The 26,123-nt window shown below is 71.1% G+C and carries 32 protein-coding genes and 1 tRNA gene; 17 read left to right on the top strand and 16 right to left on the bottom strand.

Going from position 1 to position 26,123, the window contains the following annotated elements:
• Positions 1 to 30 precede the first annotated feature (30 nt).
• The 14 genes from ABZY20_RS25470 to ABZY20_RS25405 all read left to right on the top strand — a co-directional run bounded on the left by ABZY20_RS25470 (position 31) and on the right by ABZY20_RS25405 (position 13,339).
• Positions 31 to 564 carry a hypothetical protein gene (locus tag ABZY20_RS25470; RefSeq protein ID WP_319593781.1) on the top strand — a complete coding sequence of 178 codons (534 nt, stop codon included), beginning with the start codon at positions 31 to 33 and terminating at the stop codon, positions 562 to 564.
• Positions 565 to 818: 254 nt separating this feature from the next.
• A complete protein-coding gene (locus ABZY20_RS25465; RefSeq protein ID WP_007490435.1) occupies positions 819 to 2,093 on the top strand; it encodes an MFS transporter in 1,275 nt (424 codons plus the stop codon).
• Positions 2,094 to 2,111: 18 nt separating this feature from the next.
• Positions 2,112 to 3,215: a GNAT family N-acetyltransferase gene (locus ABZY20_RS25460; RefSeq protein WP_356443981.1), complete on the top strand. Its 1,104-nt coding sequence runs from the start codon at positions 2,112 to 2,114 to the stop codon at positions 3,213 to 3,215.
• Between the two features lie 199 nt (positions 3,216 to 3,414).
• Entirely contained in the window at positions 3,415 to 4,686 is a 1,272-nt protein-coding gene (locus tag ABZY20_RS25455) for an ATP-grasp domain-containing protein (protein WP_319596138.1), read from the top strand.
• Positions 4,687 to 4,722: 36 nt separating this feature from the next.
• On the top strand, positions 4,723 to 5,952 hold the full coding sequence (locus ABZY20_RS25450) for a glutathione synthetase (protein ID WP_356443979.1): 1,230 nt from the start codon (positions 4,723 to 4,725) through the stop codon (positions 5,950 to 5,952).
• A complete protein-coding gene (locus ABZY20_RS25445) occupies positions 5,949 to 6,341 on the top strand; it encodes a hypothetical protein (RefSeq protein WP_319596140.1) in 393 nt (130 codons plus the stop codon). Before ABZY20_RS25450 ends, ABZY20_RS25445 begins: the two co-directional genes overlap by 4 nt.
• The gene (locus ABZY20_RS25440; protein WP_356443977.1) at positions 6,338 to 7,564 is read left to right on the top strand and encodes an MFS transporter; all 1,227 of its coding nucleotides are present in this window, start codon (positions 6,338 to 6,340) and stop codon (positions 7,562 to 7,564) included. Before ABZY20_RS25445 ends, ABZY20_RS25440 begins: the two co-directional genes overlap by 4 nt.
• Positions 7,565 to 7,637: 73 nt before the next feature.
• Complete coding sequence (locus ABZY20_RS25435) at positions 7,638 to 8,003, top strand: hypothetical protein (protein WP_007490425.1); 366 nt, start codon at positions 7,638 to 7,640, stop codon at positions 8,001 to 8,003.
• A 127-nt stretch (positions 8,004 to 8,130) separates the two neighbouring features.
• Positions 8,131 to 8,466, top strand: a complete 336-nt coding sequence (locus ABZY20_RS25430; protein ID WP_007490423.1) for an SH3 domain-containing protein — start codon at positions 8,131 to 8,133, stop codon at positions 8,464 to 8,466.
• 162 nt (positions 8,467 to 8,628) lie between these two features.
• Complete coding sequence (gene trpA / locus ABZY20_RS25425; protein WP_356443975.1) at positions 8,629 to 9,450, top strand: tryptophan synthase subunit alpha; 822 nt, start codon at positions 8,629 to 8,631, stop codon at positions 9,448 to 9,450.
• 86 nt (positions 9,451 to 9,536) lie between these two features.
• Complete coding sequence (locus ABZY20_RS25420) at positions 9,537 to 10,535, top strand: hypothetical protein (RefSeq protein WP_356443973.1); 999 nt, start codon at positions 9,537 to 9,539, stop codon at positions 10,533 to 10,535.
• A gap of 41 nt (positions 10,536 to 10,576) precedes the next feature.
• Positions 10,577 to 11,302, top strand: coding sequence for a hypothetical protein (locus ABZY20_RS25415; protein ID WP_356443971.1), 726 nt, complete (start codon positions 10,577 to 10,579; stop codon positions 11,300 to 11,302).
• A gap of 343 nt (positions 11,303 to 11,645) precedes the next feature.
• On the top strand, positions 11,646 to 12,164 hold the full coding sequence (locus tag ABZY20_RS25410; RefSeq protein WP_356443969.1) for a hypothetical protein: 519 nt from the start codon (positions 11,646 to 11,648) through the stop codon (positions 12,162 to 12,164).
• Positions 12,165 to 12,355: 191 nt separating this feature from the next.
• A complete protein-coding gene (locus ABZY20_RS25405) occupies positions 12,356 to 13,339 on the top strand; it encodes a hypothetical protein (protein ID WP_356443967.1) in 984 nt (327 codons plus the stop codon).
• Positions 13,340 to 13,435: 96 nt separating this feature from the next.
• On the opposite strand, the gene ABZY20_RS25400 is transcribed toward ABZY20_RS25405, so the two are convergent.
• The 5 genes from ABZY20_RS25400 to ABZY20_RS25380 all read right to left on the bottom strand — a co-directional run bounded on the left by ABZY20_RS25400 (position 13,436) and on the right by ABZY20_RS25380 (position 16,729).
• Positions 13,436 to 13,675, bottom strand: a complete 240-nt coding sequence (locus ABZY20_RS25400) for a hypothetical protein (protein ID WP_007490411.1) — start codon at positions 13,673 to 13,675, stop codon at positions 13,436 to 13,438.
• Positions 13,676 to 13,739: 64 nt separating this feature from the next.
• Positions 13,740 to 14,303 carry a hypothetical protein gene (locus ABZY20_RS25395; RefSeq protein ID WP_356443965.1) on the bottom strand — a complete coding sequence of 188 codons (564 nt, stop codon included), beginning with the start codon at positions 14,301 to 14,303 and terminating at the stop codon, positions 13,740 to 13,742.
• Between the two features lie 103 nt (positions 14,304 to 14,406).
• Positions 14,407 to 15,210, bottom strand: coding sequence for a hypothetical protein (locus tag ABZY20_RS25390; protein WP_356443963.1), 804 nt, complete (start codon positions 15,208 to 15,210; stop codon positions 14,407 to 14,409).
• Between the two features lie 12 nt (positions 15,211 to 15,222).
• Positions 15,223 to 15,378: a hypothetical protein gene (locus ABZY20_RS25385; protein ID WP_167546265.1), complete on the bottom strand. Its 156-nt coding sequence runs from the start codon at positions 15,376 to 15,378 to the stop codon at positions 15,223 to 15,225.
• Between the two features lie 190 nt (positions 15,379 to 15,568).
• Positions 15,569 to 16,729, bottom strand: a complete 1,161-nt coding sequence (locus ABZY20_RS25380; RefSeq protein WP_356443961.1) for a hypothetical protein — start codon at positions 16,727 to 16,729, stop codon at positions 15,569 to 15,571.
• A gap of 212 nt (positions 16,730 to 16,941) precedes the next feature.
• Here ABZY20_RS25380 and ABZY20_RS25375 point away from each other — a divergent pair.
• The 3 genes from ABZY20_RS25375 (at position 16,942) to ABZY20_RS25365 (ending at position 18,956) form a co-directional block, all read left to right on the top strand.
• Positions 16,942 to 17,015, top strand: a tRNA-Met gene (locus tag ABZY20_RS25375).
• 372 nt (positions 17,016 to 17,387) lie between these two features.
• The gene (locus tag ABZY20_RS25370) at positions 17,388 to 18,539 is read left to right on the top strand and encodes a bacterial transcriptional activator domain-containing protein (protein WP_356443959.1); all 1,152 of its coding nucleotides are present in this window, start codon (positions 17,388 to 17,390) and stop codon (positions 18,537 to 18,539) included.
• A gap of 135 nt (positions 18,540 to 18,674) precedes the next feature.
• Entirely contained in the window at positions 18,675 to 18,956 is a 282-nt protein-coding gene (locus ABZY20_RS25365; protein WP_007490405.1) for an HU family DNA-binding protein, read from the top strand.
• 60 nt (positions 18,957 to 19,016) lie between these two features.
• Here ABZY20_RS25365 and dndC read toward each other — a convergent pair whose 3' ends face one another.
• From dndC to ABZY20_RS25310, 11 genes are all read right to left on the bottom strand, one after another.
• Positions 19,017 to 20,573, bottom strand: coding sequence for a DNA phosphorothioation system sulfurtransferase DndC (dndC, locus tag ABZY20_RS25360; protein ID WP_356444165.1), 1,557 nt, complete (start codon positions 20,571 to 20,573; stop codon positions 19,017 to 19,019).
• A gap of 171 nt (positions 20,574 to 20,744) precedes the next feature.
• On the bottom strand, positions 20,745 to 21,590 hold the full coding sequence (locus ABZY20_RS25355) for a hypothetical protein (protein WP_356443957.1): 846 nt from the start codon (positions 21,588 to 21,590) through the stop codon (positions 20,745 to 20,747).
• Between the two features lie 50 nt (positions 21,591 to 21,640).
• Positions 21,641 to 22,078: a hypothetical protein gene (locus tag ABZY20_RS25350; RefSeq protein WP_356443956.1), complete on the bottom strand. Its 438-nt coding sequence runs from the start codon at positions 22,076 to 22,078 to the stop codon at positions 21,641 to 21,643.
• Between the two features lie 34 nt (positions 22,079 to 22,112).
• Positions 22,113 to 22,721, bottom strand: a complete 609-nt coding sequence (locus ABZY20_RS25345) for a GNAT family N-acetyltransferase (protein ID WP_210907444.1) — start codon at positions 22,719 to 22,721, stop codon at positions 22,113 to 22,115.
• Between the two features lie 183 nt (positions 22,722 to 22,904).
• On the bottom strand, positions 22,905 to 23,528 hold the full coding sequence (locus ABZY20_RS25340; RefSeq protein WP_356443955.1) for an RNA ligase family protein: 624 nt from the start codon (positions 23,526 to 23,528) through the stop codon (positions 22,905 to 22,907).
• Entirely contained in the window at positions 23,525 to 23,932 is a 408-nt protein-coding gene (locus ABZY20_RS25335) for a hypothetical protein (RefSeq protein ID WP_356443953.1), read from the bottom strand. Before ABZY20_RS25335 ends, ABZY20_RS25340 begins: the two co-directional genes overlap by 4 nt.
• Positions 23,933 to 24,065: 133 nt before the next feature.
• The gene (locus tag ABZY20_RS25330; protein WP_356443952.1) at positions 24,066 to 24,392 is read right to left on the bottom strand and encodes a hypothetical protein; all 327 of its coding nucleotides are present in this window, start codon (positions 24,390 to 24,392) and stop codon (positions 24,066 to 24,068) included.
• Between the two features lie 22 nt (positions 24,393 to 24,414).
• Entirely contained in the window at positions 24,415 to 24,804 is a 390-nt protein-coding gene (locus tag ABZY20_RS25325; protein WP_007490392.1) for a hypothetical protein, read from the bottom strand.
• A gap of 55 nt (positions 24,805 to 24,859) precedes the next feature.
• Positions 24,860 to 25,342: a hypothetical protein gene (locus ABZY20_RS25320; RefSeq protein ID WP_356443950.1), complete on the bottom strand. Its 483-nt coding sequence runs from the start codon at positions 25,340 to 25,342 to the stop codon at positions 24,860 to 24,862.
• Between the two features lie 79 nt (positions 25,343 to 25,421).
• Positions 25,422 to 25,673 (bottom strand): hypothetical protein, encoded by a 252-nt coding sequence (locus tag ABZY20_RS25315; RefSeq protein WP_356443948.1) that lies wholly within the window; start codon positions 25,671 to 25,673, stop codon positions 25,422 to 25,424.
• Positions 25,674 to 25,821: 148 nt separating this feature from the next.
• Entirely contained in the window at positions 25,822 to 26,079 is a 258-nt protein-coding gene (locus ABZY20_RS25310) for a hypothetical protein (RefSeq protein WP_356443946.1), read from the bottom strand.
• Positions 26,080 to 26,123: the final 44 nt, after the last annotated feature.

The following is a 26,123-nucleotide window of genomic DNA, read 5'->3' as shown; positions in this document are numbered from 1 at the left end:
GCTCACACCTGCACGGAGGAATGCACCGTCATGCCCAGCTCCAAGCGGACCATGGCAGCCACGCTGATCACCGCGGCCGTCATATCCGGCACGACGCTCGCCACCGCCACCACGGCATCCGCCGCGGACTACCGCTGCAAGACGAGCAGCGCCTCGGTCGACAATCCGGCCTATTCCGGACCGTGGGCCGACAACTACAACTTCGACGTCAAGCTCTGCGCCAAGCGCTCCGGCGGCTACATCTACGCCTACGCCAAGGTGAACTTCGAAGGGCCCGTCTCCTACGTCAACCAGACCGACGTACTCGACGCCGCTCGCTTTCACCTCCAGATCAAGAAGTCCGTCTCCGGACCCGACCCGGTCGTGAAGTGGGCGAACTACACCGGTCTCGAGTACAAGCTCGAGCACGGCAACACCGCCGGCAACGGCAGCTACACCACCGGGACGATCAAGTACAAGGCCGGCTCGGGCCGGTACCTGGCCGACGGCTTCATCCAGCTGGACTGGAACAACGACGGCAAGGGCTACCGCAACACCTACTTCAGCGCCTCCCCGACGGTGTAACCGCACAGAACAGCCCGGCCGAACGGGACTGCTCCCGACGGTCCGGCATCAGGCGCAGCCCGGCCCCTCGCTCCCATCCCCCTGGGGCGACACCCCGTGCCCTTCCGGCACCGGCACGGGCCGGCTGCCCGCGGGGGCGTCGTCCGCCCACGGCGACGCCCCCGCCCGCCCCACCCTCCCGTCCGGCGCCCGAACCAGCTGACGCCGGCCGCCCCACCAGGAACGTCTCGCCCCAGCCCTGCCCCGGAGCGTCTGTGTCAGCCACCACCCTGCCCATCACCACCACCAAGGACCCCGAACCGTCCGGACCGCGGCACTGGCCGCCGGCGATCTGGGCGCTGCTCGTCATCACCTTGGTCGCGCGCGGCTTCGGCTTCGCGTATCCCTTCCTCAGCTACCACCTCAAGGACCTGGGCTACAGCACCCAGGCCGTCGGCCAGGCCCTCGCGGTCTTCGGCATCGGCTGGCTCGTCGGCCAGCTGCTCACCGGCTGGGCCGCCGACCGGCTCGGCCGGCGCCGCACCCTCGTGGCGGCCATGCTCACGGCCGCCGTCTGCCTGCCCGTGATGGCCCAGGCGCATGCGTTCGCCGCCGTGTGCGCCGGAGCCCTGATCGCCGGCATCGTGTACGACTCGCCGAGGCCGGTCGTCTCCGCCGCCATCGCGGACCTCATCACCGACGACGGGCAGCGCGCCGCGGTCAACGGTTGGCGCCACGGGGCGGTGAACATCGGCGCGGCGATCACGGGCGCAGCCGGGGGCCTCCTGGCCGGGCAGCTCGGCTTCCCGGCGCTGTTCTGGTTCAACGCAGCCGCATGCGCTGCCTGCGCATTGCTCGCCCGCCACTACCTCGACGACGACAGCCCAACCGCCGCTGTCCCCGGCACCTCCGCCGATCGGAGTCCGCTGCAGTCGGCCGTCCGTGACACACGCCTGTGGCTGTTGTGGCTGGCCAGCGTGGCCGCCCTGACCTGCGCCGCAGGCATGTTCACCGCGCTGCCGCTGCTGATGGAGGACGACGGGCTCTCCGCCGACGCCTACGGATGGACACAGGTCGCCAACGCCGCTGCCGTCGTCGTGCTCACCCCACTGCTCAACCCGTGGCTGCGCCGCCGCTGCGACGGACCTCAGCCGACCACCGGCCTGCTCGCCGTCAGCTCCCTCCTGCTGGGCGCCGGCATGGGCGGCGCAGGCCTCGCCGACACCACCGCGGGCTACAGCATCGCCGTGGCGGCCGCTGTCCCCGGCGAGATCGTCTTCTTCATCGCCGCCAACGACATCGTCACCAAGATCTCACCCCCCGAGGCCCGCGGCCTGTACGCCGGCATCTGGGGCTCCACGCTCGCCGTCGCCGTGATCATCGCCCCCGTCCTCGCAGCGGCCTCCCTCACCTCGGGCGGCGACAGCCTCGCCGCCCTGACCACCCTCGCCGCCGGAGCGCTCGGAGCCGCCATCGGTCTGCCGCTCATCGGCCTCACCCGCCGCCCGGCCCTCGGCACACCCCGCATCCCCGCGCCCGCCGCGTCCTGAACCGCCCGGAGAACCCTCATGACCCTGACCGCCCTGCGCCCCAACGCCCGCACCGTGAAAAGCTCCTGGCACTCCTCGGTGGCCGCCCTTCCCGCCGTGCACCGCGCCGCCACTCCCTTCCACAGCCGAGAATGGGCCGCTGCCTGGCAGACGGTGCGCACCGAACTCGTCCGCGGCCGTCACCACCTCTTCCTCCAGGACGGCACGCGCCAGCACCGCATGTCCTTCTACCAGGTCAGCGACAGCCCGCTGTGGCGCGCCATGGAGGGTGACGCCGGCGTCACCCGCCCCACCTTCGAGGCCGACGTCCTGTACGGACCCTCGATCTACGGCGAATACGGGGGACTGCCCGGCGCGCCCGTGCCCGTGCTCGCCGAAACCGTCGACCGAGGCCGCCACCTCGCCCGGGAACTGGGGACCGAGGCCCTGGTCATGGCGAACATCCCGCCCGCCGAGCGCAGCCTGTGGCGCGAGGCCCGCACCCCCGATGCCGAGGTCGTCCTGTCCTGGGCCCACCGCGCCCGCGTCGGCTCCTCGGTCGAGGAGTTCATCGCGAACTTCCCCTCGTCGAGCGAGGCCGGCCGAGAATTCCGCCGACAGCACCAACGGGGCACCGACGCAGGCCTCACCCTCAAGGTCGCCCGTGGCACCGAGCTCCTGCCGTATCTGCCGCAGTTCACCGCCCAGGCCCGCGCGACCAGCGAACGCCACGGGCCGGCCCTGTACGGCACCGACATGCTCACCCCGCTCACCCGCGTCCCCGGCGCCGTGGGACTGCTCGCCGAGCACGCCGACGGCACCCTCGCGGGCGGCTTCTTCGCCTTCCGTTACGGCTCGGCGCTCTACCTGTGGGCCCCCGCCATCCACCAGGCCCGCGAGAGCGACCTGCACACCTACGGCTGGCTGATGTACGAGAGCGTCCAGTACGCCATCGCCACCGGGGCGAGCGTTCTCGACGCCGGCCGCGGCAACTACGCCTACAAGGCACGCCTCGGGATGCTCCCGGTCGCCCTGACCTCCGCGGTCTACCTCACACGACCCAACCCCCACCTCATCAGCCGCCTCGGCGCCCTGCACACCGGCCTCAACCAGCACGTGCTCCGCGCCTGGAACAAGGCCTGACCACCCCGCCGGCGCGCCCTCCCGCACGACTCAGGACGACCACCACCGGTTCTCCGTCTGAACCGTGAAGGTCGGCACCCGGCCCCCGACTGCAGCCCGAGCTGCCGCGTCTTCAACGACCACTACCCGGCCCGCTGCCGGCCGGCCACCGAGTCCGGCCACTGCCCCCCGTCTCCACCCACCACGTCAGGACACCCCCGTGCCCGTCACACCACACTCCTCACGATCACCGCTGCTCGTCGTCCTGGGCGCCGGCAACCGCACCTTCCGCGGCTACGGACTGAAGCACATCGCCGCCCACCACCCCGTCGCGCTCATCGACAACCAGCCGCCCGCCTGGGCCGAGGAGCACGTCGACGTCTCCATCACCGCCGACCTGTCCAACGGCGAAGCCGTCACCAAGGCCGTAGCCGACCTCGATGTCGATCGCGGCGTCGCCGGAGTGCTCACCTACACGGAAAACCACGTCGTGCTCGCGGCGCGCCTCGCCCAGCACTTCGCACTTCCCGGCAACACCCCGGCCGCCGTGGAGGCCTGCCGGGACAAGTACCTCACCCGCTCCCTGCTCGCGGCCGCCCACGTCCCCTCCGCCCGTTCCTACCTCGTGGCCGACGCCGAGACCGCCGTCGAGTACGCCGTACTGCTCGGCGGGCCGGTCGTGCTCAAGCCGCGCTCCATGGGCGGCAGTGCCGGCGTCCACCGCGCGGATACCCCCGAACAGGTCCGCGCCGCCTTCCACCGCGCCAAATCAGCCAGCCTGTTCGGCCTGGAGCACGCCGGAACCTCCGGCGTGCTCATCGAGGAGTACCTGGACGGCCCCGAGATCAGCGTCGAGTGCATCGCCCTGGGCCACGGCAACGTGCACATCGCGGCGATCACCCGCAAGTTCCTCGGTGACGAGCCCGCCTTCCTGGAGACCGGCCACCTCGTCGACGCCACCGATCCTCTCCTGGCCGACTCCCGGATCCGGGAAGTCGCCCTGGACGCCCTCACCACCGTCGGCATCTCCAACGGCGTGCTCCACGTCGAAATGCGCCTTACCCGGCAGGGGCCGCGCATCGTCGAGATCAACGCCCGCCTCGGCGGCGATCTCATCCCGCACCTGGTCCACCTGGCCACCGGCCTCAACCTGCCGCAGATCGCCGCCGACCTCGCCGTCGGCGCCGACCCCGAACTGCTCCCCAGCCAGAGTCAAAGCGCTGCCGTCCGCTTCCTCTACCCGGCCGTCACCGGCCACGTCACGGCCGTGCACACCGGACTCTTCGCCTCCTGGCTCGACCGCTTCGAGTGGACCGCCGCACCCGGCAGCTACGTCACTGCCCCGCCCCGCGCCACCGTGCGCGACCGGACCGCCCTCGCAGTCGTCACCGGCCCTGATCCCGACACCTGCCTTCGCCGACTCCAGACGGCCGAAGACCGAAGCGGCATCCACATCCAGGCCGACACCGCCACCACCGCCTGCGTCGCCTGACCCGCCCGCCCCGACCCATCTCAGGAGCCCCGCATCATGGCCCTCGCCGCCCCTCTTCCCGCGGCGGCCCCGCCCGCACTCAGAAGCGGCACGGCCGCCATCATCGCCCCGGCCGGCCCCGGCGACCGGTACCTGCCCGTGCTGGCCCGGCACGGCTGGGCCTCCGTCGCAGTCACCACGCCCGCCGCCACTTCGCCGGGCGACGGCTACCTCCGGCACATCACGCACCGCGGCAGCCTGCGCCGCACCGCGGCGCAGCTGCAGCAGCTCGGCGTCCAGGCCGTCATCGCCGGATCAGCCGCCGGCACCGAACTCGCCGACCGCCTCGCCGACCGCCTCCACCTGCCCGGCAACGCCCCCGACACCGCGGACATCCGGCGCGACATCGCCTTCACCAGCGCCGCACTCCTCGACGCCGGCATCACCGCCCCGCGCAGCATCCGCACCCCGCGCCTGTCCGACGCCCTCACCTGGGCTGCCTTCACCCAGATCAACGACCTCGTCGTCCAGCACCCCGACCCCTCGCACCCGCACCCCGCCTACCTCTGCCGCACCGCCGACGACATCCGCCACGCCTGGGCCCGCCTCCAGACCACCACCGGCCAACCCCTCGTGCTTCGCGAAGGCCTCGCCGGCACGCAGTACCGCATCCACACCCTGACCGGACCCGGAGCCGACGGCACTCCCGACCACACCATCACCGCGATCTGGTCCGAGATCCGCACCGCCGACCAACTGGTCTGCCGATCCGATCTGCTGAGCCGCCACGGGCTGCTGGCCCGCGCCCTCGCCCTGTACACGATGCGGGCCCTCACCGCCCTGGGCGTGCGCTACGGCTCCGCCCACGCCACGGTCACCTACATCCCCGACCGCGGACCGGCCCTGCTGTCCCTGCGCACCGACCCCTACGACGACTTCGCCTCCGACGTACTGCGCCGGGCCACCGACCACGACCCCATCCGCGACACCGCCCTGCTGCTGGCCACCGGCCGACGCCACGAAACCCTCCAGCCCCGGCGCACCCATGTCACCAAGGTCGCCCTGCTGCCCCGGCACGACGGCTTCCTGGACGAAGCACTGCTGCGCACCATCACCACCCTGCCGACCGTGGCAGCCACCAGCGAGCTCACCGCCACCGCACCCGTACACGCGGGCCGGATCGCCGGATGGCTCCTCCTCGTGGCTGACGACAGCCGCGCCATCAACCAAGACCACCAAGTGATCCGCGCCGCCGAAAACCTCGGCCTGTACGGGAGCCCCGCATGACGCCACCACCCCTTCTCCCCGCACCGGCCGCGCCCGGCACGCCGGTCCAGTCCGCCTGCCACGGCCTGGGCCTGCCCTTCCCCCTGGTGGTCCTCGACCCCATGCCGCTGTGGGCCAACGCGGCCGAGGAACAGATGCCCCCCGAGCGCACCGGCGACGGCGTACTCGCCGTGCGCTGGTGCGGTGCCGGCCTGGGCCTCGACGAGCAGGCACAGGCCGCCCTCCACGCCGCCGCCGCCCGAGCCCCGCACCCGCCGGCGTCCGCCGACGACCTCGCCCAGTTCCACGCCACGCTCGGCGACGACCTGCGCATGGTGGCCCTGCCGGCCAGCGCCATCCACGGCCCCTGGGCCCATCCGTCCCTCCACCGCTCGGCGGGTAGCCGGTGACGAGCACCCTGACCGCACCCGCCACCGCAGCGGCGGCCACGACCGTGTCCTGGTCGTCCGTGCTGCGCCTGCCGCACTGCTCACGGCTGCTCACCGCGACCCTGACCGGGCGGCTTCCGCACGGCATGGCGCCCGTCGCCATCCTGCTCGCTGCCCGAGCCGACGGGCTGGGCTACAGCACCGGCGCCGCCCTGGCCGCCCTGTACGGGGCCGGTGTCGCGATCGGCCAGCCGCTGCTGGGACGACTCGCCGACCGGACGGGACAGACCCGCCCCCTCGTCGCAAGCACCCTGGTCAGCACCACGTTTCTGCTCGTCCTCGCCGTGACTGGGACCGGCCACCTTCCCCTCGCCGCCGCAGTCACGGCCGCCGCCGGACTGACCTCGCCGCCCCTGGAAGCCGGACTCAGAGCCCTGTGGCCCCGCATCGTGCCCACGCCCGCGCACCTGCGCGCCGCCTACGCGCTCGACAGCGGAAGCCAGGAACTCGTCTACGTGGCCGGCCCGCTGCTGGCCACGCTGACCGCCACGCTCGCTCATCCCCGCATCGCCCTCGCCGTCACTGCGGCCGCCGGGCTCGCCGGAGCACTGCTGGTCGCGCACTCCGCGCCGTCGAAGACCTGGCGGCCCGCTGGAGTACGGACCCCGGGTGCGCCAGGAGCCCTGCGCCCGTCCGGCATCCGTCTCCTGCTGCTGTCGATGACCGCGGTCGGCGCCGCACTCGGCGCCCTGAACGTCGCCGCCCTGGCGTCGGCCGAACACCATCGAGCTGCGTGGCTGAGCGGCGCCGTCCCGGCTGCCCTCTCCCTCGGCGCGCTCGCCGGCAGTGCCCTGTTCAGCCGACACGCCTGGTCCGCCCCACTGTCCACCCAACTCACCGTGTTCACCACCGCGTTCACCCTCGCCTGGCTGCCCCTCCAACTGCCCGCACCACCGCCTGCCCTGCTGCTGGCCGCCACGCTCCCCGGCCTGGCCTTCGGACCGCTGCTGACCACCGCCTACTGCTGCATCGACGTCCTCGCCGCCCCCGGGACCGTCACCGAGTCCTTCGGCTGGCTGGTCAGCGCCTTCGGCATCGGAACCGCCGCCGGGACCGCCCTCGCCGGAGCGGTCGACGGTTCCTGGCTCGTCCCAGCCGCCGCCGCGGCCTGCGCCCTGCTGCTCGCCGCCGCCCTGCGCCCGCACCTCACCCCGGCCGCCTCGCCGAGGACACCGGCGCCATGACCCATCCACCGCGACCCCGAGGCCCTCCGGCCAGCGCCCGCCCCACCCACCCAGCACCGATGGAAAGGCTGACATGACCCCCCTGCGACACCTCGGCCGCATCGCGGCGGCCGGCGCCGTCGGCGCCGCTCTGCTCGGCACCAGCGTGGCCATCGCCCCGGCCGCCCAGGCCGCCGACTCCAGCCGCGGAAAGATCAGCTGCAAGGCCGCCAAGGTCCGGCAGAAGCCGGCGAAGAACTCCACCGCCAACGGCATCGCCTACCGCGGCGACAAGATCGTCTACGACCAGTTCGCGTACAAGAAGAGCGAACGCGCCTGGTACACGCGCGGCACCGTCACCCGCAAGAGCGACGGCGCCAAGATCCGCGGCTACGTGCCCTACGGCTGTGCCAACCCCTACGGCACGAACCCGGCGCCGACCCCGCCCATCCCCAAGTAGCGGGCCCGGCCCGCACCCGGCACCGGCCCGGTGCCGTGACCTTCCAAGATCCGCCCGGTTCTGGGGCGCCGCACGCCCCGGAACCGGCCCTACCCGCCCATGACCCAAGACGAAGGCAGCTCATCAGATGATGAAGAACAAGATCCGCAGTGCCGTCGCGGCAGCGGCGGTCACCATCGCCGCCCTGGGAGGGGCCGCGGCCACCGCTCCGGAAGCGGCGGCGGCCTCGTGCAACTCCTGGACGCAGAACGGCAAGACGACGGCCGCCGTGAAACTCCGGTCGAACCACTCCACCAGCTCGACGGCCCTCGGGGTCCTCGGCAAGGGCACCCGTGTCACGTCCAAGTGCCTCTGGTGGGACGGCAAGTCCCGGTACCAGTGGTACCAGGTCAAGGTCACCAGCGGCCCCAACACCGGCCGGACCGGCTGGATGTACGGCGCCTACTTCTGGGGCTTCGCGTAACCGCCAGCGCTCTCCGCGCCAACAACCACCGCGCCTCTACAGACGCACCCACCGCACGGCGCTGATCGCGTGGCCGGGCAGACCCCCCGCCCGGCCACGCGGCCCCAGCCGCTTCACACCACGCACCACTCGCCGTACGCCGCCACAGCAACGGACACCACCATGACCCTCACGCCAGGCCCCGCCGCGTTCGACCGGGCCTTCCGCACCGCCCGCGCCGCGCGGCGAGCCGCATTCGCGGCGTACTACCCCGTCGGCTTCCCCACCGTCGAGCAGAGCCTCGTCAACCTCCAAGCCTTGGCGCAGCACGCCGACGTCGTCGAAGTGGGCCTGCCGTTCAGCGACCCGGTCCTCGACGGCCCGACCATCCAGCAGGCCACCCGCCAGGCCCTGGACGCCGGATTCCGTATGAAGGACCTGTTCACCGCCGTGCGCGCCATCCGGACAGCCACCAGGGCAGCCGTGCTCGTGATGACGTACTGGCAGCCCGTCGCCGACCAGGCCGACCGGTTCGCCGCCGAACTGGCCGAAGCTGGCGCAGCCGGCGCGCTCATCCCGGACCTCCCCCTCGAAGAAGCCGGTCCCTGGCTCGCCGCCGCCCGCCGTCACGGCCTGCACGCAGTTCCCCTTGCCCCGCCCACCGCCAGCGATGAACGCCTCGGCCGGATCTGCGCCGCAGCAAGCGGCATGATCTATGCCCCCGCCACCTCCGGAGTCACCGGCCACACCGGCCCCCTCGCCCCAGACCTTCCCGCCTTCGTCGACCGGCTGCGCGCATACACGCGGCTCCCGATCAGCGTCGGCATCGGCATCTCCAATGCCGAACAGGCACACCAGGCCGCTGAGTACGCCGATGGCGTCGTGGTCGGCTCGGCCCTGCTCCGCCACATCCAGGCCAACCCGGGACCCGACGGCATCCGCGCCGCCCTCACCCTTGCCCGAGACCTGGCCCTCGGCGTGCGCCGCCTGCCCGGTGCTGCCTAGACCGACATCCGCCTGAACAGCCCGCCCCGGAACACGCAGTGGGCGCACACCGCCCACCCGCACCACCCGTGGAAGGAACCCCGGCCATGGTCCACATCCTGCCGAAGCACCGCCGATCCCAGCGCACCACCCTGCTGCTCGCCGCGGCAGCCGCGACAGCAGCAGCACTGAGCGCCTGCGGCCCCAGCGCCCACAACGGCCCGACCGGCACACCCGCCACCACGGCGGCACCCCGAGGCGCAGTGACCCGCGCCGAGGCCGACCAGATCCTCGACCACTACCAAGAGGTCAACAACAAGGCGAACAAGACCCGCGACGCGGGCCTCCTCGCCACGGTGGAGGCCGGCCAGCTCTACGCCCGCAGCAAGGCCGACTACGAGCAGTTCGACACCCTGAGCGCGAAGGAGAAGAAGGAATACAGCACCCCCTTCTACTTCACCCGGCGCACCTTCTACATCCCGCCCACCGGCAACTGGTTCGCGGCCGCGGCCTCCACCAACGGCACGAATCACACATTCATGATCTTCGAGAAGTCCGCCGACACCGGCGGCACCTGGAAGAAGGTCATCTCCCTGTTCCCGCAGCAACCGCTTCCAGCTCCGCAGATCAAGGGTGGACTGGCCGTCCCCGCCGACCAGGACACCCCGGTCGGCAACCTCGCACCCAGCGGCGTCACCAACGCCATCGAAGACCTCTTCACCACCGGCGGCACCAAGGACGGCAGCAAACTCTCCCATGCCAACGACAACGCCAAGGCCATCCTCAAGACGTACAAGGAACGCCGCGACCACCTCGGGTCCAAGGCCACGGTGAACTTCTTCCCGATCACGCCGACCCACAACAAGACGTACACCCTGACCACCTCCTCCGGGGTCCTGGCGATCACTGCTCTCGCCCACAAGGAGGAGTCCCTCGTCACGAACGCCGGCCTGCAGATCTCCCCCGGCAAGCGGGAGTCGGTCTACAACAAGACGCCGCGTTCCCTGGTGGTGGACAGCTTCCAAGGTGAAGCCGTCGTCCACCTGCCCCGCCAGGGCAAGCCGGAGATCCTCGACTACCGCTACGCCCTGGTCGACTCCCGCTGACGGCCCACGCCCCGCCAGCCCCCTACCGAGGAAGCCACACCATGCTCCTGGGCCCGTCACCCACCACCGACATCCACGAGACCCTCATCGTCCTGCCCCGCGGCGGCATCCATGCCCAAGGGCTCCTGCACGACGGCCCGCCCGACCAGCTCGAGGCCCTCATCGAACGCGTACGCGGACCGCTGCGCGCCGCCGCCGCGCAGCACAACCGACCGATCCAGCTGTCCATCGGGCACCCCAACGGGCACGTCGAGCGTCAGCAGATCACCGAGGACGGCACGATCCACGCCGACCAGGACCCGCCCACCGGCGCCCATGTCGTCGACCCGCTCTGGAACCAGGGCATCCCCGAAGAAACCGGTCTGCTGGCAACCGTCCGAGCAGCCCAGCGCGCCGGGCAGTGGCGCGCCGCGCAGCAGGCCGCCCGCCGCGCCACCCAGCACCTCATCACCCAGCACGGCCGCGATCACCCGTACGTGGCGATGGGCACCGAACTGCAGGCGTACTTCGCAGCGATGGCCCGGGACAACGCTGCCGCGGCCTCTCTCTACGCGGAGGCCGCCGTCGCGACCCACCGGCTCGGCGGGCCTCAAGAACAGAGCCGTCGCACCCTGAACAACGCCGTCGCCGCCTGGCTCCACTCCGACCGCGACACCAGCCCCGGCGGAGCCGGCTTCGCCGCCGCCCACGCGTTGATCCGCATCACCCCCTACGACCACGCCCCCCTCGCAGGCCTGCTGCAACGACTGACCCGGGATCGCGCATGACGACCCTCTCCCCGCCGCGCCCCGCCGTCCAACCGCGGTACCGCAACCTCACCGGCCGCAGCCGCGCATACCAGGCGCGGCCTGCTCGCCAGGCCCCGCGCACCCCGTCCGACGCCTTGAAGCCGCGCTTCTCACACGCCGCCGCGCCACCGCCTCGCCTCGTTCTGCAGGCTCCCCGCCCCAGCTCCTCCCCGTTCACCGAGCCCGTCACCACTCCCGTGGCCGCGCTCACCCCCGCGGCGAGACCGACGGGCAGCGACTGGCTCAGCAGCCCCTTCCGCCCACCGGCCACCCGGCACAGGTGGACCGCCTCTGTCCCTTCCGAATTCCAGGAGACCGTCTGATGAGCACCCCGGCCGCGCAGCCGAACCCCCACGCCTCCGCCTACACGCCCCCGCCGTGGACGATGCCCGCCCCCGACGCAGCGCAGGCCTCCGGGTCATCCGCCCACCCCGCCTGGCACAGCGGTGTACTGGCCTGCCGCATCTGCGGCGCCCAGCCGGCCGCGGCCGTCACCGTGCGCGCGCACCAGGGTCTGCTGCTGATGATGCGCTTCCACAAGATCGACGGACCTTTCTGCCGGTCGTGCGGCACGGCGCTGGTCCGCGAGCTGACGACCAAGACCCTGTGGCAGGGCTGGTGGTCTCCGTTCTCGCTGGTGTTCTTCAGCCCGTTCACTCTGGTCTGGAACCTCCTGGCCAGCCGCAAGCTCGCCGCCCTGCCGACGCCCGGTCCGCCGGCCCACGGTGCCTCCCGCATCCAGGAGGGAAAGCCCGTCCACCAGCGGCCGATGGCGTACGTCGCGGTCCTGCCCCTGATCTGGGCGGTGTGGTTCGTCACCGGAATGATCACCCACGCATGAAGGGCGGGGCCCGCCGGACGGCCAGGCGCACCCGGCCTCTGCCGACGGTCATCGTGCGGAGGCCGGGTGCGCCCCGGCCCGCCGCTGCGGAAACAGGCGACAGCGGGCGGACGGTCAGACGAGCGCGCCCCCTCCTGCGGGGAGCACGGACGCATGCGCCGGCGAAGGCGTACGAGCGAAAGATCAGGGCCGTGACGAAGGCCGTGCCGCCGCCGGGCAAGGCGGCTGAACCGGTCGCCGATCCGCAACTGCCCGAGTCGGCCCGCCAGCTGCTGCGCGAGGCGGAGAAGCACCCGCACCGATACAGCGGCCGCCGGAGAAGCCCGTGGCGGGCGGCGGCGCCCGAGATCGTACGCGGGGGCGTCGTAGCGGCGGGTGCCGCACTGATGTGGCGGGCCACCGGCGCCGACCGGACGCAGAAGCCTCCAGACGACCTGCCGACGGCCAGCCTCTCCGACGCCCTCCACGAGACGGTGGGGAACACGCTCGAGGCGCTGCACGGCGGCATCGAGCGGCTCTGGCCGCTCGCGGTCACCGGGCTCGCGGTCCTCATCGTCTTCAGGGTGATGGAGACGGCCACCTACAACGCGGCGCTGCGGGAACTGGACGAGTCCCGAGCACGGTACGTACAGCCATCGCAGTTGACGGACGAGGCCCGATCGCTCCTGGCCCGTGCCCAGCAGGCGAGAAGGACCGTACTCGGCTCGTCCGTGCACTGCTGCGACCTGATCGACCGACAGCGCAACGAGGTGGCCCTTCCCCACCAGGAGTGGGAGATCGCCGAGGCCCTGCGCGAGTACAGCCGTCTGATGAAGGCAGAACCCGACAGGCCCCGGGGCAGCATGGTCGCCGCAGTGATCGACGTACGCCGCAAGTCCCTCGCCGCCAGTCTCCAAGGCATCCAACGCCGGGTCGTCGCCCTGGAGGCGTACGCCGACGAAGTCCGCCGGGCCGACGACCGTTTCCAGGAGCTGAAGCAGATCCGGCAGCTCACCGAGGGCAGCGCGGATGTTCTCGAACTCCTGGCCCGCACTGCTCGCCATGATCACGCTGTAGCGGAGATCGACGGCATGAACGCCCAGGCGGCGGCCGTCGCGGCCACGTTCACCGCCGCGCTGGAGTCCGCGAAGGAGGCCGCCGCCATCGCTCTGCCGCCCGCTATCGAGGGGGCCTGACGGCGCGGCAGCAGCCCTGCACGCTCCCCGTGGACAATGTGAACCGGGAGGAGACGGGGCCGCCGCGCGGCGCCCCATAGCGCCGGCAGGCCGGACTCAAGGCGAGGGATCGAAGCCCTCGGCCTCGTCGACGAGAGCCTGTCCGGGGGCAAGGCCCTCGTAGGCGAGCTGAACGGCGTCACGGTGACGGTCGACCAGGTACTCGCATGACCACCAGTCGCCGGTGCGCCCGCTGAGCAGGGTGTCGATCGCTTCCTGGTCTCCGTCGCCGACGGTGTGGGACTCCTCGATCTCCAGGGTTTCGGCGTCCCACCGGCCGATCAGGACTACGGACACGACAGATTCCTTCCTTCGGGGGGCCGGGCGGGCTGCCGCCCGGCGCCAGGGATGCGCGGAATGGTCACAGGCCGACGGATCGGAGATAGGCGTCGATCCGGGCCGCCTGGAGGGCCTCGAAGTCGGCGTCGCTGTCGGCCGGGACCTCGGCGAGCCAGCCGCTGACGTCATCGGCGCCGTCGCCGTCGTAGCACTCGGCCACGACGTCGGCGAAGGAGGCGTCGGGGTGGTCCAGAAGCGTCAGGATGGCGTTCACCGTCAGGTTGTCGATGTCGTCCGCGCACTGCTCGCGGATCGTTTCGGCGGCGGCGTCGACTCCCGCGTTCACGGCAGCCGAGACTTGCCCCCGGCTGTAGCGCATGCCTTCGTACAGGTCCGACGTGTCCTCGACCTCGTCGCCCCGGCCGGCGGCGGCCTGCGCGGCCGTGATCTCCAGGTGCCGGGCCTGTACGTCTGCCCATGGCGCCTCGGTGCTGTCGAGGTAGGTCAGGGCGGCTGCGGTGGCCCAGGTGAAGCGTTCGGAGGTGAGGGAACGGCCGGACTCGTCGGCGGCCATTTTCGTTCCGGCGTCGATCGCTGCCACGACGTCGGGATGGGTGAACGTGCTCGTGACGACTGCGGTGCTCACTTCGGAGGTTCCTCGGATCGGGTGGTGCGGTGGTGCGGTGTTGCTGTGTGGACGAGGGACCGGGTGGTGACGGACCGGCCCTGCTTGCGCGCGTGGGCGTGGCTCAGGTAATCGTGGGCAGCGCGGAAAGTACGAGGTCGACGCCGACGCCGATGATTCCGGCCGTGACCGGTGTCCTCGGTCCGACCGGCCCGTTCACGTCGCGCGGCATCACCCAGCCCTGGAGCGGCCCGCCGTCTGCGTCCGCGAACCGGACGAAGCCGTCTGCATCGCATTCGACGGCATGCGGGTACGCGGCCACGACGCGCCGGGCGACGCCGCCGCAGCCGCGCTGCACAGCGGCGCGGACACGGCCCGGCCCGGGATGTGGCGGGAGGAACGGGGCAAGGAACCGTTCCAGGGCTTCCAGTCCTCCGGCGAAGCTCACCGCCCCTGTGGCGCACGCGCCGCGCAGGGTGAAGCTCACGGTCGCGTCGTGGCACTGCCAGGCCAGCCCGGTGGTGTTGTCGGCGCGGTCGAACTGCTGGGACAGGGTGCCGAGTTCACGGAGCCGAGTATCGACTTCGGCGAGGTACGCGAGACGGTGCGGCTGCTTGGTCGGGGGCGCATCGACGGCACCGTCGATGCGGGGGAGCAGGGAACGCAGTGCCGCGCTCGCCACCGCAGCCGGAGCGCTGCCCGCGACGGTGAGCGACACCTCGGCCGTGTGCGGCGTTCCCGTGAGCAGCGTGGTACGACCACCGTCCGTCGCCAGGAGGAAGTGGCGGGGGCCGTCGCTCAGGCGCGCGGCCGGACAGGCGGCGACCGAGGCCGGGCTGACGGTCCAGCCGGTGTTGTGGCGCTGGGGGAGCAGTGCGGCGACCTCGGCGGCGAGTGACGTGACTTCCGCCGTATCGGGTGTGTGCATGGTTCTTCCTTGTTACGAGTCGGCGGCCGTTGTCGTGCGGGGGAGTTCCAGGCGGACGGTGTTGCCGCCCTGGTCTGCCCATTCGACTCGGCCGTGCTGCTCGATCTCTGCGGCTGCCGCCCAGAGGTCATCGGCGGTGACCACGATGATGGTCATGGGTGCGCTCACGAGATGCTCCTGGCTTCGGTGTGGGCCGGCTGATCAGCCGGATGAGTGCGGAGCGCGGGTCTGCGGTCACGTGAGGGAGATGAGGCGTCTCACGCCCGCTGCAAGGACAATGCTACCGCAATAAATCCAATTAAACAACGAGCGGGGCTGCGTTGTCCCGTTCCCGGGAGCGCGGCGGCCCCGCCCGGCGTCAGGCGGACAGAGAAGCGAAGGCGGCTTCGGCCTCTCGGGCGGCGGTGAGGCGTGCCTCTGCGGCCGCCTCGTGCCGACGGAGTTCGGCGACTGCCTGCGCAGGAGCCTGGCGCAGCTGGTCCACCCGGTTCTTCCCGGCGACCAGGCGCAGCACGTCCACGTCGTTGCGGTCGCGGTAAGCGACCGCGAGCGCCCGGATGACGCTGCTGATCCACGCGGCCGTGTGGGCGGGCAGCGGACGGTCGGGGCGGTCGGCCCGCCGGACACCCGGAATCGACTCGGGCAGCGCCAGCGTGAACGCCCCGGCGTCGGTGCAGTTCCACGAGCCTCGCAGCCGGATGCCGTTGACCACCGGCTCGCCCTCCCGGCCCGTTCCGTCGGGGAGCAGACCGGCTCCGAGCTGGACGCTCACCCCGCCGGGGAGAGGGTCGCGGCTGAGGCGCACCGGGCCGACCGTGAAGTCTCCGCGCACCCGTGTGCCCCCTGTCACGCTGTAAGTGATCGTCCCGTCGCAAGGGTTGAGCCGGGGGCGGGCCGAGAGGATGCCGGTGCTGCCGCTGATGGGGTCGAGGTAGTCGATGTGGAGGAGCGGCGGCAGAACCGGCAGCGCCGGGGTGTCGGCCTGAGCGACCGCCTCCAGCTCCTGGAGGACGGACCAGTGCTGCCTGATCTGGGCGCGGATGCTGTCCAGCTCCCGCTCCATCGCCTCCCGTGCCGCCTGGCGCGGGGTGTCGGGCTGCTGCTGGGCATGGCGCGCGGCGGCCCTGACAAGTCCGAGTCGGTTGGGCCGGGTGGCCCAGTGCGCGACCACGGCGCGCACGACTTCGGCCAGCGACCGCGCTGTGCTGCGCGGAACGGGTCGCAGTGTCCCGTCCGACCTGACCCACTGGCCGCGCGCGTCCAGCCGGGACGCATCAGGCAGCGCATCGACCGCGAGCGGCCCGCACTCGCCACGCACGCGGGTCCGGCGGATGCGGGGTTCGTCCACCCGCTCGCGCTGCGGCGTCTCGGGATGATCGCCGTAGATGACCCGAACGAGACAGGTGTCGCTTCCGGGGGCGGTCTCGGGGACGACGATGAACGTGCCGCGGATCTCGTCACCGGTGACCTGATAGCGGGCATGCCCGGTGAATCGGTCGAACATCCCGACGGCGGGCACGGTGACGTCCTGGCGGAGAACGAGCCGTAGCTCGGTAGGTGAGTGGAAGGACAAGGGGTTCTCCTGGATCGGCGGTTTCCCTCGGGCTGTGTAGGGCCGCAGCCGGCGTGGCGCGCCGTCCGCCCGAGCGATCTCAAGTCTACCGCAGTAAAACCAATTAAGCAATATCCGGTTTGAGGGTCTCGCCTGTCCCGTATAGTCAGGGGCACCGACGCGGGGTGGAGCAGCTCGGTAGCTCGCTGGGCTCATAACCCAGAGGTCGCAGGTTCAAATCCTGTCCCCGCTACTTCTCACTCAGGCCCCGGCGCGTCCGCCGGGGCCTGAGTCGTCCGTGGCGCAGAAAAGCCGGACGTCCATGTCACACGGACACCACATTTCACGCCTCTATAGGCACGTAGATACCCGACCGGGTTCCTCGATGCCACGGAGGCGACATGCCCGCTGCTTCATCACCCATCCCCTGCTCGGCTTCACCGTGCCGGCATCCCCGTGACGTTCTTCGGCGCAAGGCGGTCGCGAGGCCTGTCCCGACGTGCCCGCCGTGGCGACGTGGAGCACCACCTGCACATCACCGGCCCGCTGAACCAAGCGCGCACCAGCGGTGGCCTCCGACAGCAGTGAACACCGCAGTCCAGCAAGGGATCTGATCTGGAGCATCATGACCACTCTCTCCGCGCTCCCCTCCACCGCCCCTGTGTCGGTCCACCGACATTCCGAGTTCCTTCACCCGGGTTCCGTGTACCGCCTCGGGCAGATCACTCATCGCCTCCTCCAGGAGGCCGAGACACTCGATGCCAACAGTCCGATCTCCGACCTCGCCCGCTGGCGAGCGGCCGCCCTGGTTGTCATCCAGTCCCTCTGCCAGCCCGAGGACCCCGCATGGCAGATCCTTCGCCCCGATGCGCCGTGGACCATGCCGAGCACCGCCGACTGCGACGCACGGGAGGAGATGTTCGCCGAGGGATGGGCGATCACGTGCGGCGTGCTGGAAGGCCTGCTCCACACGCTGCCGCTGCCAGAACAGGACCGCCCGGAACCAGCAGAGCCTCCTGTCCCCGTCGAGCGGGAACAGGCCATCGACTGGGCCAGGCTGCCCTTCCCCCAGCCGTCGGCCGGCATCTACCTGATGTTGCTGGGGTCCCCCCAAGTGCACGGTGCCCGAGGCCGCGTCGAGACCAAGCGTCTCTCGCGGCTAACCGAGTACGCGATCTGGCTCCACCTGAACCCCGGCACCGACCGGCACGCCATGGATGCAGCCCTGTGGCCAGAACAAGTGACGCGCGCGGACAGCCGCAACACGGCCATGAGCCGACTGCGGGCCTGGCTCGGAGTCGACCACTTCCCCAAGTGGACCCCAGAGAGCGGATACGTCCTCGCCCCGTCAGTCACCAGCGACTGGAGCCAGTTCCGCGCACTTGCTGCCCTGGGCGAGAGCGATCGCTCGCCGACCGGCACACGATGCCTGCGCGCCGCCCTTCAGCTCGTCGAGGGCCCACCCTTCGCCGAAGCCATACGCCCGGACCGGTACGGATGGGCAGCCCCCTACCTCCGGGAGATGACCGAGGCCATCATGAGCGCGGCGCGGGAACTGGCCCACCGCTACCTCCAGGACGGCGACCTGCCGGGCTCGAGGTGGGCAGTCAAGCGCGGCTATCGGGCGCTTCCGGGCGGACTCCAGCAGTTCAAAAGCGCGGCCGAAGGAATCACCAATGCACATACCGAACCCGACGGGCTACGCCAGCTCGCCGACCAGATGACGTACACCCCCGTGCCCGACCCGCCGGCACACAAGCAGACGCTGCTTGGCTGAGCCAGTGGACTGTACAGATGCCGCCGCAGTGCACCGCCCTGCAGGCGGCGGGAGGGCTCGTGGCGGATGCAAGGATTGACCGACCCGTCGCGCCGCTACGCCGTGGTGCGATGTCACGAGATACGGAGATGCTGTATGAACCGAAGTGAGCTGATCGCCGCACTGTCTGACCGAGCCTCGGTGGCCCGCAAGGACGTCGATGCCGTGCTGACCGCTTTCGCCGAGACGGTCGGCGAGGTCGTCGCCAAGGGCGACGAGAAGGTCACCATCCCCGGCTTCCTGACCTTCGAGCGCACCCACCGCTCGGCGCGCACCGCGCGGAACCCGCAGACGGGCGAGCCGATCCAGATCCCGGCCGGCTACAGCGCGAAGGTCTCCGCCGGGTCCAAGCTCAAGGAAGCCGCCAAGGGGGCCTGAGCAGCTCCGGCCGGCCTTCCCGGCGCCGGAGCCGCACGGCAAACGCCATGAGGTTCCGGCCTACGGGCCATCCGACGATGTGTCGGCCGGCACCAGTCCGGCGGCACGCAGGTCCGCGGCCAACGTCTCCGCCTCCGTAGGGGAACGCTCCTCCGGTGGCGGGGACGGCTGCGGCTCGCCGGCCGCGCGGGCGCCGGACCGGGGCAGGTCCCGCAATTCGGCCGTGTGCTGCTCCCGCCTGAGCGCGAAGTCGAGAGCGTCCTCCTCGTCCTCGAACGCGTACTTGCTGACGACCTTCTCCAGGGCGTCGAACAGACCCGCGCGGCGCGTCATCGTCCGGAAGGCCCGCTCTACGCCCAGGAGTTCGCGGATCATCAGGAACTGCTGCTCGTCGTCCCCGCACACCTCGCGCAGGGTGTCGACCATCTCGGCACCGTTCACGGCCAGGGCGCTGTCCACCGGCGGGTCCGGATAGGGCTCACCGGTCGCAGACTGGTAGATGCCGGGAAGCGAGTCCTCGATCTCGTGCTTGACGTACACCCACTCGTGCCGGATGGCCCGCAGCTCCTCCAAGGTGATCAAGGTCAGGTCCCGGACGTACTGGGGCCCGTTCTCCCGGATCCACGTCTGCGCCTCCAGAAGCCGGCGCAGCCACTCCTCACGGGCCTGCTGCAGATAGGCGCCGTGCACCAGACGGCCCTTATACGGATGAAGCCGTCCGCTCATTCGCCGGAAGTCCCTCAGTTCCCGGTCATCGTCCACGTCCAGGGCGTTGCGCAGCTCCAGCAGCGGCAGCATCCACTCCTTCTCCGCGTCATTGCTGATCATGGCCTGCATCGACTTGTCCTCGGAGACCAGCGTGCAGGTCCAGCAGCCGAACCGGCTGTCGCCGCACGACGGCGTCGTGGAATCGACGACCAGCGGGCACTCGGCGTCCGGAGACGCCCCCTGGTACATGGTGAGCAAGTCCTTGTTGCTGTGCCCCCACGGGTTGGGATGCTGCATGAGCAGCTCCCACACCTCGTCGTTGCTGAGGTCCTCGATCGGCGAGTACACCAGGGAGTTGGGCAGCGAACCGTTCGGGCTGAGACGGTCGCGCACCCTGCGCTTCTCGTGGCGGGTCATGGTCCGCGCCCGCGCCCGCGACTCGGCCTTGCGGGTGCCCAGCACCAGGATGACCTCGCCGAACGCGGCCACCACAGCGCGGATGAACGCATTCGAAGGTTTAATCTTCAAACGTTCTGTGCACCACCGGAACTTCGGCCTCGGCGCGGCGTAACCGCGGCCGATGAGGCATACCCAGAACGAGTCCTCGACCGCCGGCGTCAGCCGGTGCGCCTCGATCGGCAGACCCTGCTCTGCGGCTGCCCGCCGCATCGAGTCGAGCGAGGCGTTCACCCAGGCGGCGACCACCGGGTTCTCGACACCGGTGTCGGTGCTGATGACGTGCACCACCTTGGTGCGCTCGGCCGGAGGCAGGCCGGCCAGCGCCATCCACACGAGCATGAGGCACAGCGTCGAGTCCTTGCCGCCGCTGTAGCCCACCACCCAGGGCACCTGATCAGCCCGGTACAGATCGCGGATCTCTTCGAGGATGCCGGTGAGCCACTGGCCCATGGTCTGCCCGGCGAACGGCACGGTGCGGGTGGGGGAGAGGTCCAGGAGCACAGGAGGACGCATACGGAAGCCTTCGCGCAGAAGCCGGCCCGAACGGACTGCGGTCGTCCGTGCTGCCGGAGGAGAGTGGACGTGGGGCCGGGGCGCGGACAGCTCCCCGGCCGGTGCAGATCAGCTGTCGTTGTGGAAGCGGCGCACGACGGCGCAGACGCAGGCACCGAGCACCTCCAGCTCGTCGGCGTCGGACACGTCGTTCAGGTAGGTACGGGACTCGTCGACGAGGTCGGCCGACACGTACAGGTGGCCCTCGGCGACAGCCAGGGTGTAGCCGGCGCCGGGGGTGTCCCGGTGCGCGATATGCGCGGCGACGCCCCACGGTGACGACGTTGCGCTCCAGCCGTCGCCGAGGAGCAGGGCGGCCGCCTCGCCGATGTCGCCGATGCTGAACCGCCGTGCCTTGCCCGCCGCGCTGTGCAGCACGGCGAACACGGTGTCCGCACCGCGCGCCCTGGTGATCTCGATGGAAGGGGAGGAGATGAGTCCTTCGTCGCTCGCCCACAGCACGGCGCGGCCTCCCTCCCAGCGGATGTCGGCCACACCGGGGCGCGAGCCGTAGGAGACGGTCGCCCCGGTGATCTCGGCGGCGAGGGGAGCGAAGTGCCGGATCGCCGCCTGCGTCCGGGCCGTGCGGGCCTCAAGCTCGGTGACCAACTCCTGCCAGGCGGGCATGATGTGGGAGCGGATCTCATCGGCGACCGGCCCCGGGGCCCCGATGACCCCTGATGCCTCTCCGCGGTAGTCCGAGCGCCTGCTCCAGACCAGATCTCCCCGCGGGCGGGTCGACACCGTCACCGGGGTGTGCGCCCGTACGGGTGCGGTGGTGCGGACGTCGAATTCGACACCGGGGCCTTCGAGTACGGCGAACGTCGACGAGTCGGCGCTCGCCGCGCGCCACTGCGGCCCCAGGAGGGAAGCGAGTTGGGCGGCGTACTGAAGGGCATAACGGGCGACGGGCACGAGAAGCTCCTGAAGAGGTGAGGCGGTGGAGGGGAGGGGCGCGAGGGCGGCTACTGGTTCTTGAACGGGTGCCAGTGCGCTGCCGCGCGGTGACGGAAGACGGCCGCCACGATCGCGGGCCAGTCCGTATCGAGGTGTTCGCGGGGCGCGACGGGGCGGGCGTCCCAGTTCTGGGCCCCGGTGTCGTCGGCCAGGAAGGCCTCGCGAAGGCATTCGCCGCACACGCCGTCCACTGGGGCGGGGTAGTGCGGGTCGCCCTCGGCTTCGAGGTCGGGGTGAAGCCGTAGGTGACGGGAAGCCGCCTCGAACAGCAGCCGGGGCCAGTTCACGGCCCCGGCCAGGCGCTGCACGATCGCTGCCGCGCCGTCGCGCATCTCGTGGTACGCGCTGGTGGGCATGGATTCGCATTCACGAGTCAGGCCGTTCCAGCGCTGGTTGCCGAGCGCGTCCTGAGTCAGGACACGCACGGCCGCTTCGTAGTTGGGCATGGGGTGGCTCTCGGAGGCGGTAGCAACGGCGAGGTCAGTAGCACAGCCCGGCGCCGTCGAACCAGGCGTGCTCGGGCACCTGGCTGCCGGGCAGGACACCGGAGATGACGGGCGCGGGCGCGAACGCCACGTCGGCCAGGCGGACGTCGGGGGACAGAGGCTTGAGCGCGGTGAGCATGTCGAGGAAGTCCTGCCCGATGAGGGGGTGCGGGCTGGGGAGATTCATCAGGAGCGCCGGGTGCGCCACGTAGCCCAGCCGCTCGTAGTAGGTCGCCAGCGACGGGGCGTGGATGAGCATGGACAGGCCCCAGCCGAGTGCTCGGTAGCGCTGCTCGGCCTGGCGGATCAGCGCCCGGCCGATTCCGCGTCCGCGATAGCGCGGCGCGACAGCCACCCCATGGATCATGGTGATCCGGTGCACCAGGTCCAGCAGCAGCGCGGAGTTCTGCAGCCCGGGATGCGCCACGAGCCACTCCGGCGGGCCGGCTACCAGCGCGCCGACGGCCTTGCCGCGCTGGTCCTCGGCGATGAGACAGAGGTCGAGCTGGTGGGACAGAGGCGGTTCCGGCGGGAGGCTCAAGGTGAGCCGGGCCGCGTGGAACGGCGAGGGGTGGTCGGGATCGGCGTGACGGATCAGGTCCATGAAGACCTCCACATCGCGCTGACCCGCGTCGCGGAGGCGGAACGGGGAACGGGAGCGTCGAGAAGACATTGCAGTGTCCTGAGAAGTGGCAGCGAAGCGGGCGCGGTGCGGCACCGGGAGAGACAGTGCGACCGATGCCGCAACCGATACCCCAACTCTACTGCGGTAAATCCAATTATGCAATCAACGAGTGACGGGCCATCGCGACCCGGTCCGCACATGACCGCTGCGGACCCACTTGGCCACCCGCCCGGCGAACTCCCCTCGCGCGAAGCCCTGCGCGTCGCGCACCACGAACCCCTCGTCCCGCTCGACGTCCGTGCGCTGGTCGAAGGCTTCGCGTAGACGCTGCGGCTCGTCCGGCCGCGGCCCGCGGGCCAGCAGCGGGACGGTGGGCAGACCGAGCATGCCTGCCCAGGCCACCGTCTCGTCCCACGGCAGGCAGACGTCGCCGTCCCACACCGAGAAGACCATGAACGGCGGGAGCTCCCGCTCGTAGACGATCGAATGCGCAACCGTCAGATCCTCACCGCACACCCGCACTCCCTGCGGGATCAGCGGACACACCGCTGCGGCGAAGGCCCGCATCCGGCTCTGCCACGGCCGGCTGCGCCCGGTGGGGGAGCGCCCGTACATCCCGCCCGCGTGCAACGTCGTGTTCGCCCCGTCCATCTTGAGCGTGGTGACGAGCTCGCGCCCCGGCTCGGGAACGAAACGGGGCCAGTCGCACCAGACGTCGTCGTCCGTCGCCCCCGGAGACCCCGGCAGATGAGGCGTACGCGGATACCTCGGCAGATCGGCGGTCACAGCGCGACCTCCCAGTCACCCGGGCAGCCTCGCTCACGGGCGAGGGAGTACAGCAGCGCGCGGTGAAAATCGGTGAGGTCGCCGGAGCGCCACAGCCCGCCGACGCGGCCCGCGCCGAGCACTACGACGGGCCCGCGCAGCGGCCGGGCCAGGGCCTGCCCGGTCGCGCGGCGAACGAAGGCGGTGGCCAGCTCGTTGGCCGGCAACGCCGTGCCGGAATCCGTGGCCGCCCGGCAGATCACTCGCAGAGCCGTGCCGTCGGCTGCCGCATACCGCGCGAAGTGCGGTTCACCGCCCAGTTCGTCGTGCAGCACCGCCCTCTTCAGGGCCCAGGGGCCGGGCACGGCAGTGTTCATAGTCGTGGAGTCGGCGTCGATGCGGACTCCGGACCGAGTGGTGGTCACGAGGGGTCTCCTTGAGGGTGATGGTGTTGTCGTAGCAGCGGTCAGACGGGGGCTGACCGCCGCGAGCGGGAGCGCCCAGGCTCTTCGGGCGAGCCGAAGCGACCCCATGGGCGGGGTTCTCGGGGTGCTGGTCTTACTGCGTGGAACGCAGCCGTTCGTCCCAGCAGCAGGCATCGCCGATCCAGCCGCCGGTGTGCCGGTGCGCGGTGGCCAGCAAGACGTTCTGCCGGCAGAACATGCAGCTCGCCACCTCGGCGTCGATGTCGTGCTCCGCGAGGGTGTCGGCGATCTGTTCGTCCGTGGGGTAGCTGTCGAAGGACTCGTCCTCGGTGAGCACAGTGTTGTCACTGACGCGCACCAGGTCGAATGACCGGCCGACGTCGCCGTTCCAGACCAGTTCCAGGACGGCGTACTGCTCCCCGAGCACGGTGAACGGTGCGTGGCCGATTTCACGGATCACGATGCTTCCGGGGCGCGAGGAGTTACCCATGGTGGCGACCTTCCGATTTCTTCCTGGCGGGGGATGGGGTGTGGCCGGGCGTGCCAGCCCAGGGGCTTCTGACCACGCGGCCGCGGGGTGTGAGCGTCCACACCTCGTCTGGTGCCTCGTCCTGCTGGGGAACGGGCTGCGCTGCCGTGCGTTTCCACACGAGCAGACAGGCACTGTGATCGGCGTCGGGGAAGTCCGCGGTGGGCCGGTCCGCCAGAGCGACGGTGCGGTTCACGCCGTCGTGGTACGTCGGGCCGTGCTGCCCGCGCACGCGCTGCTTGAGGGCCCACTCGGGGACGGCCTGGTTCGGGGCGAATTCCAAGGAACCGAGGCGCACCGGGCGCCTTTCGCGTGAGGGGATGAAGGTGAAGTAGACGGTCATGGGTCTGGATTCATCACAGGGTGCGGAATGCGGTGCGAGGGACGGGGCGGGCGGCTCAGAAGAGGATCTCCTGGCCCGCTGCCTCAAGGACTTCTGCTCGGGAGGGGGCCGGCGCCTCTGCGGGCGGTGCTGGTTCGAGGGCTCGGCGGGCCTGCAACTCGTCCGCGTTCGCCCGGCGGACCATCACCTCGTGTTCGTCGAGCCCTTCGAGGGCCTCCACCGTGTAGCCGACCGAGGGCTGTTCCAGGTGAGTCCGGAGCCTGACCAGTAGCGCGCTCCAATCCGGCCCGTATGCGCCGAGCACAGACACGACGACGCCGGACGGGTGCGCGGAGTCCCGGAGTGTGAAGCCCTCCGGCTGGGCGGAGGTAGGCAGATCCCTCACCTCGTACGCGGACAGCCGGTCGACGTCCAGAGCTGCCAGTGCCCGTGCGACCGTGTGACTGCGGGTGGGGCGCACAGCTACGCCCTGCGGCGTCGCTCCGGGCCTGCCGGGCGATCGGCCCGCGGTCGGCGAACTGCCAGGTTCTCGTGCCATGTGGATTCCTCCTGTTATTCGTGAGAGAGGTGGGGGGCGGAAGGTGCCGCCTCGTGGCGAGGTGCGGGCCGGTGCCGTATCACCGGGCCTGGGCCGCATCCATGCCAGCGGTCGGACGGGTGGAACCTGGGCAGCCTTCGTGTTCCGCCGTACAGGCGTGGACGCCCAGAATCGTGACGCCACCCTCCGCGGTGGCCAGGACGGCAAGGGCCTTGGCCAGCGCGACTCGGGCCGACTTCTGGTGGGTTCCACCGAACTGCAGATCGTCCCCGTGCTCCGCGATCATGTCGATGAGCTCTTCGCGTAGCGCATCGATCCGTCCCGCCGACATACGGCTCTGTTCCTGGATGGCGAGAGGGACAAGGAAGCACAGGAAGTCGGCCAGTCCGCTCCGCAGACGAGGGTTCGGCAGAAGGGCGCGGTACGCCTCGTCGGTCTCATCACCGACGCGGACTACCCGCCCGAAGGGTCCATGGGCCTTAGAGGACACGGTTGGCCTCTGCTCCGGCGGCGAGGACCTGGACGTCCAGGACGTCGAGCACTTCCGCCCGTCGGTGATGATCGATGGTGTCGGGCGTGCACGCGGCGTCGAGAACGCCCGGCCCAAGCTCCTCAAGGAGGCGCTGGGCCTCGGCGCGGCTCGGCGTGCGGTCGCCGGGCACTCGTACGGTGAGCGAGACGTCGTGTACGGCGACAACGACAGCTTTCGCCCGGACAGTGATGGTCTGGTGGGTCATGTGGCTCTGGTGTGAGTACGGGGCGCCGGGATCGCGGCACCGGA

It is taken from the genome of Streptomyces sp. NPDC006624 (assembly GCF_040611555.1).
GTDB lineage: Bacteria > Actinomycetota > Actinomycetes > Streptomycetales > Streptomycetaceae > Streptomyces.
This window is presented reverse-complemented; position numbering and strand designations above follow the sequence as displayed.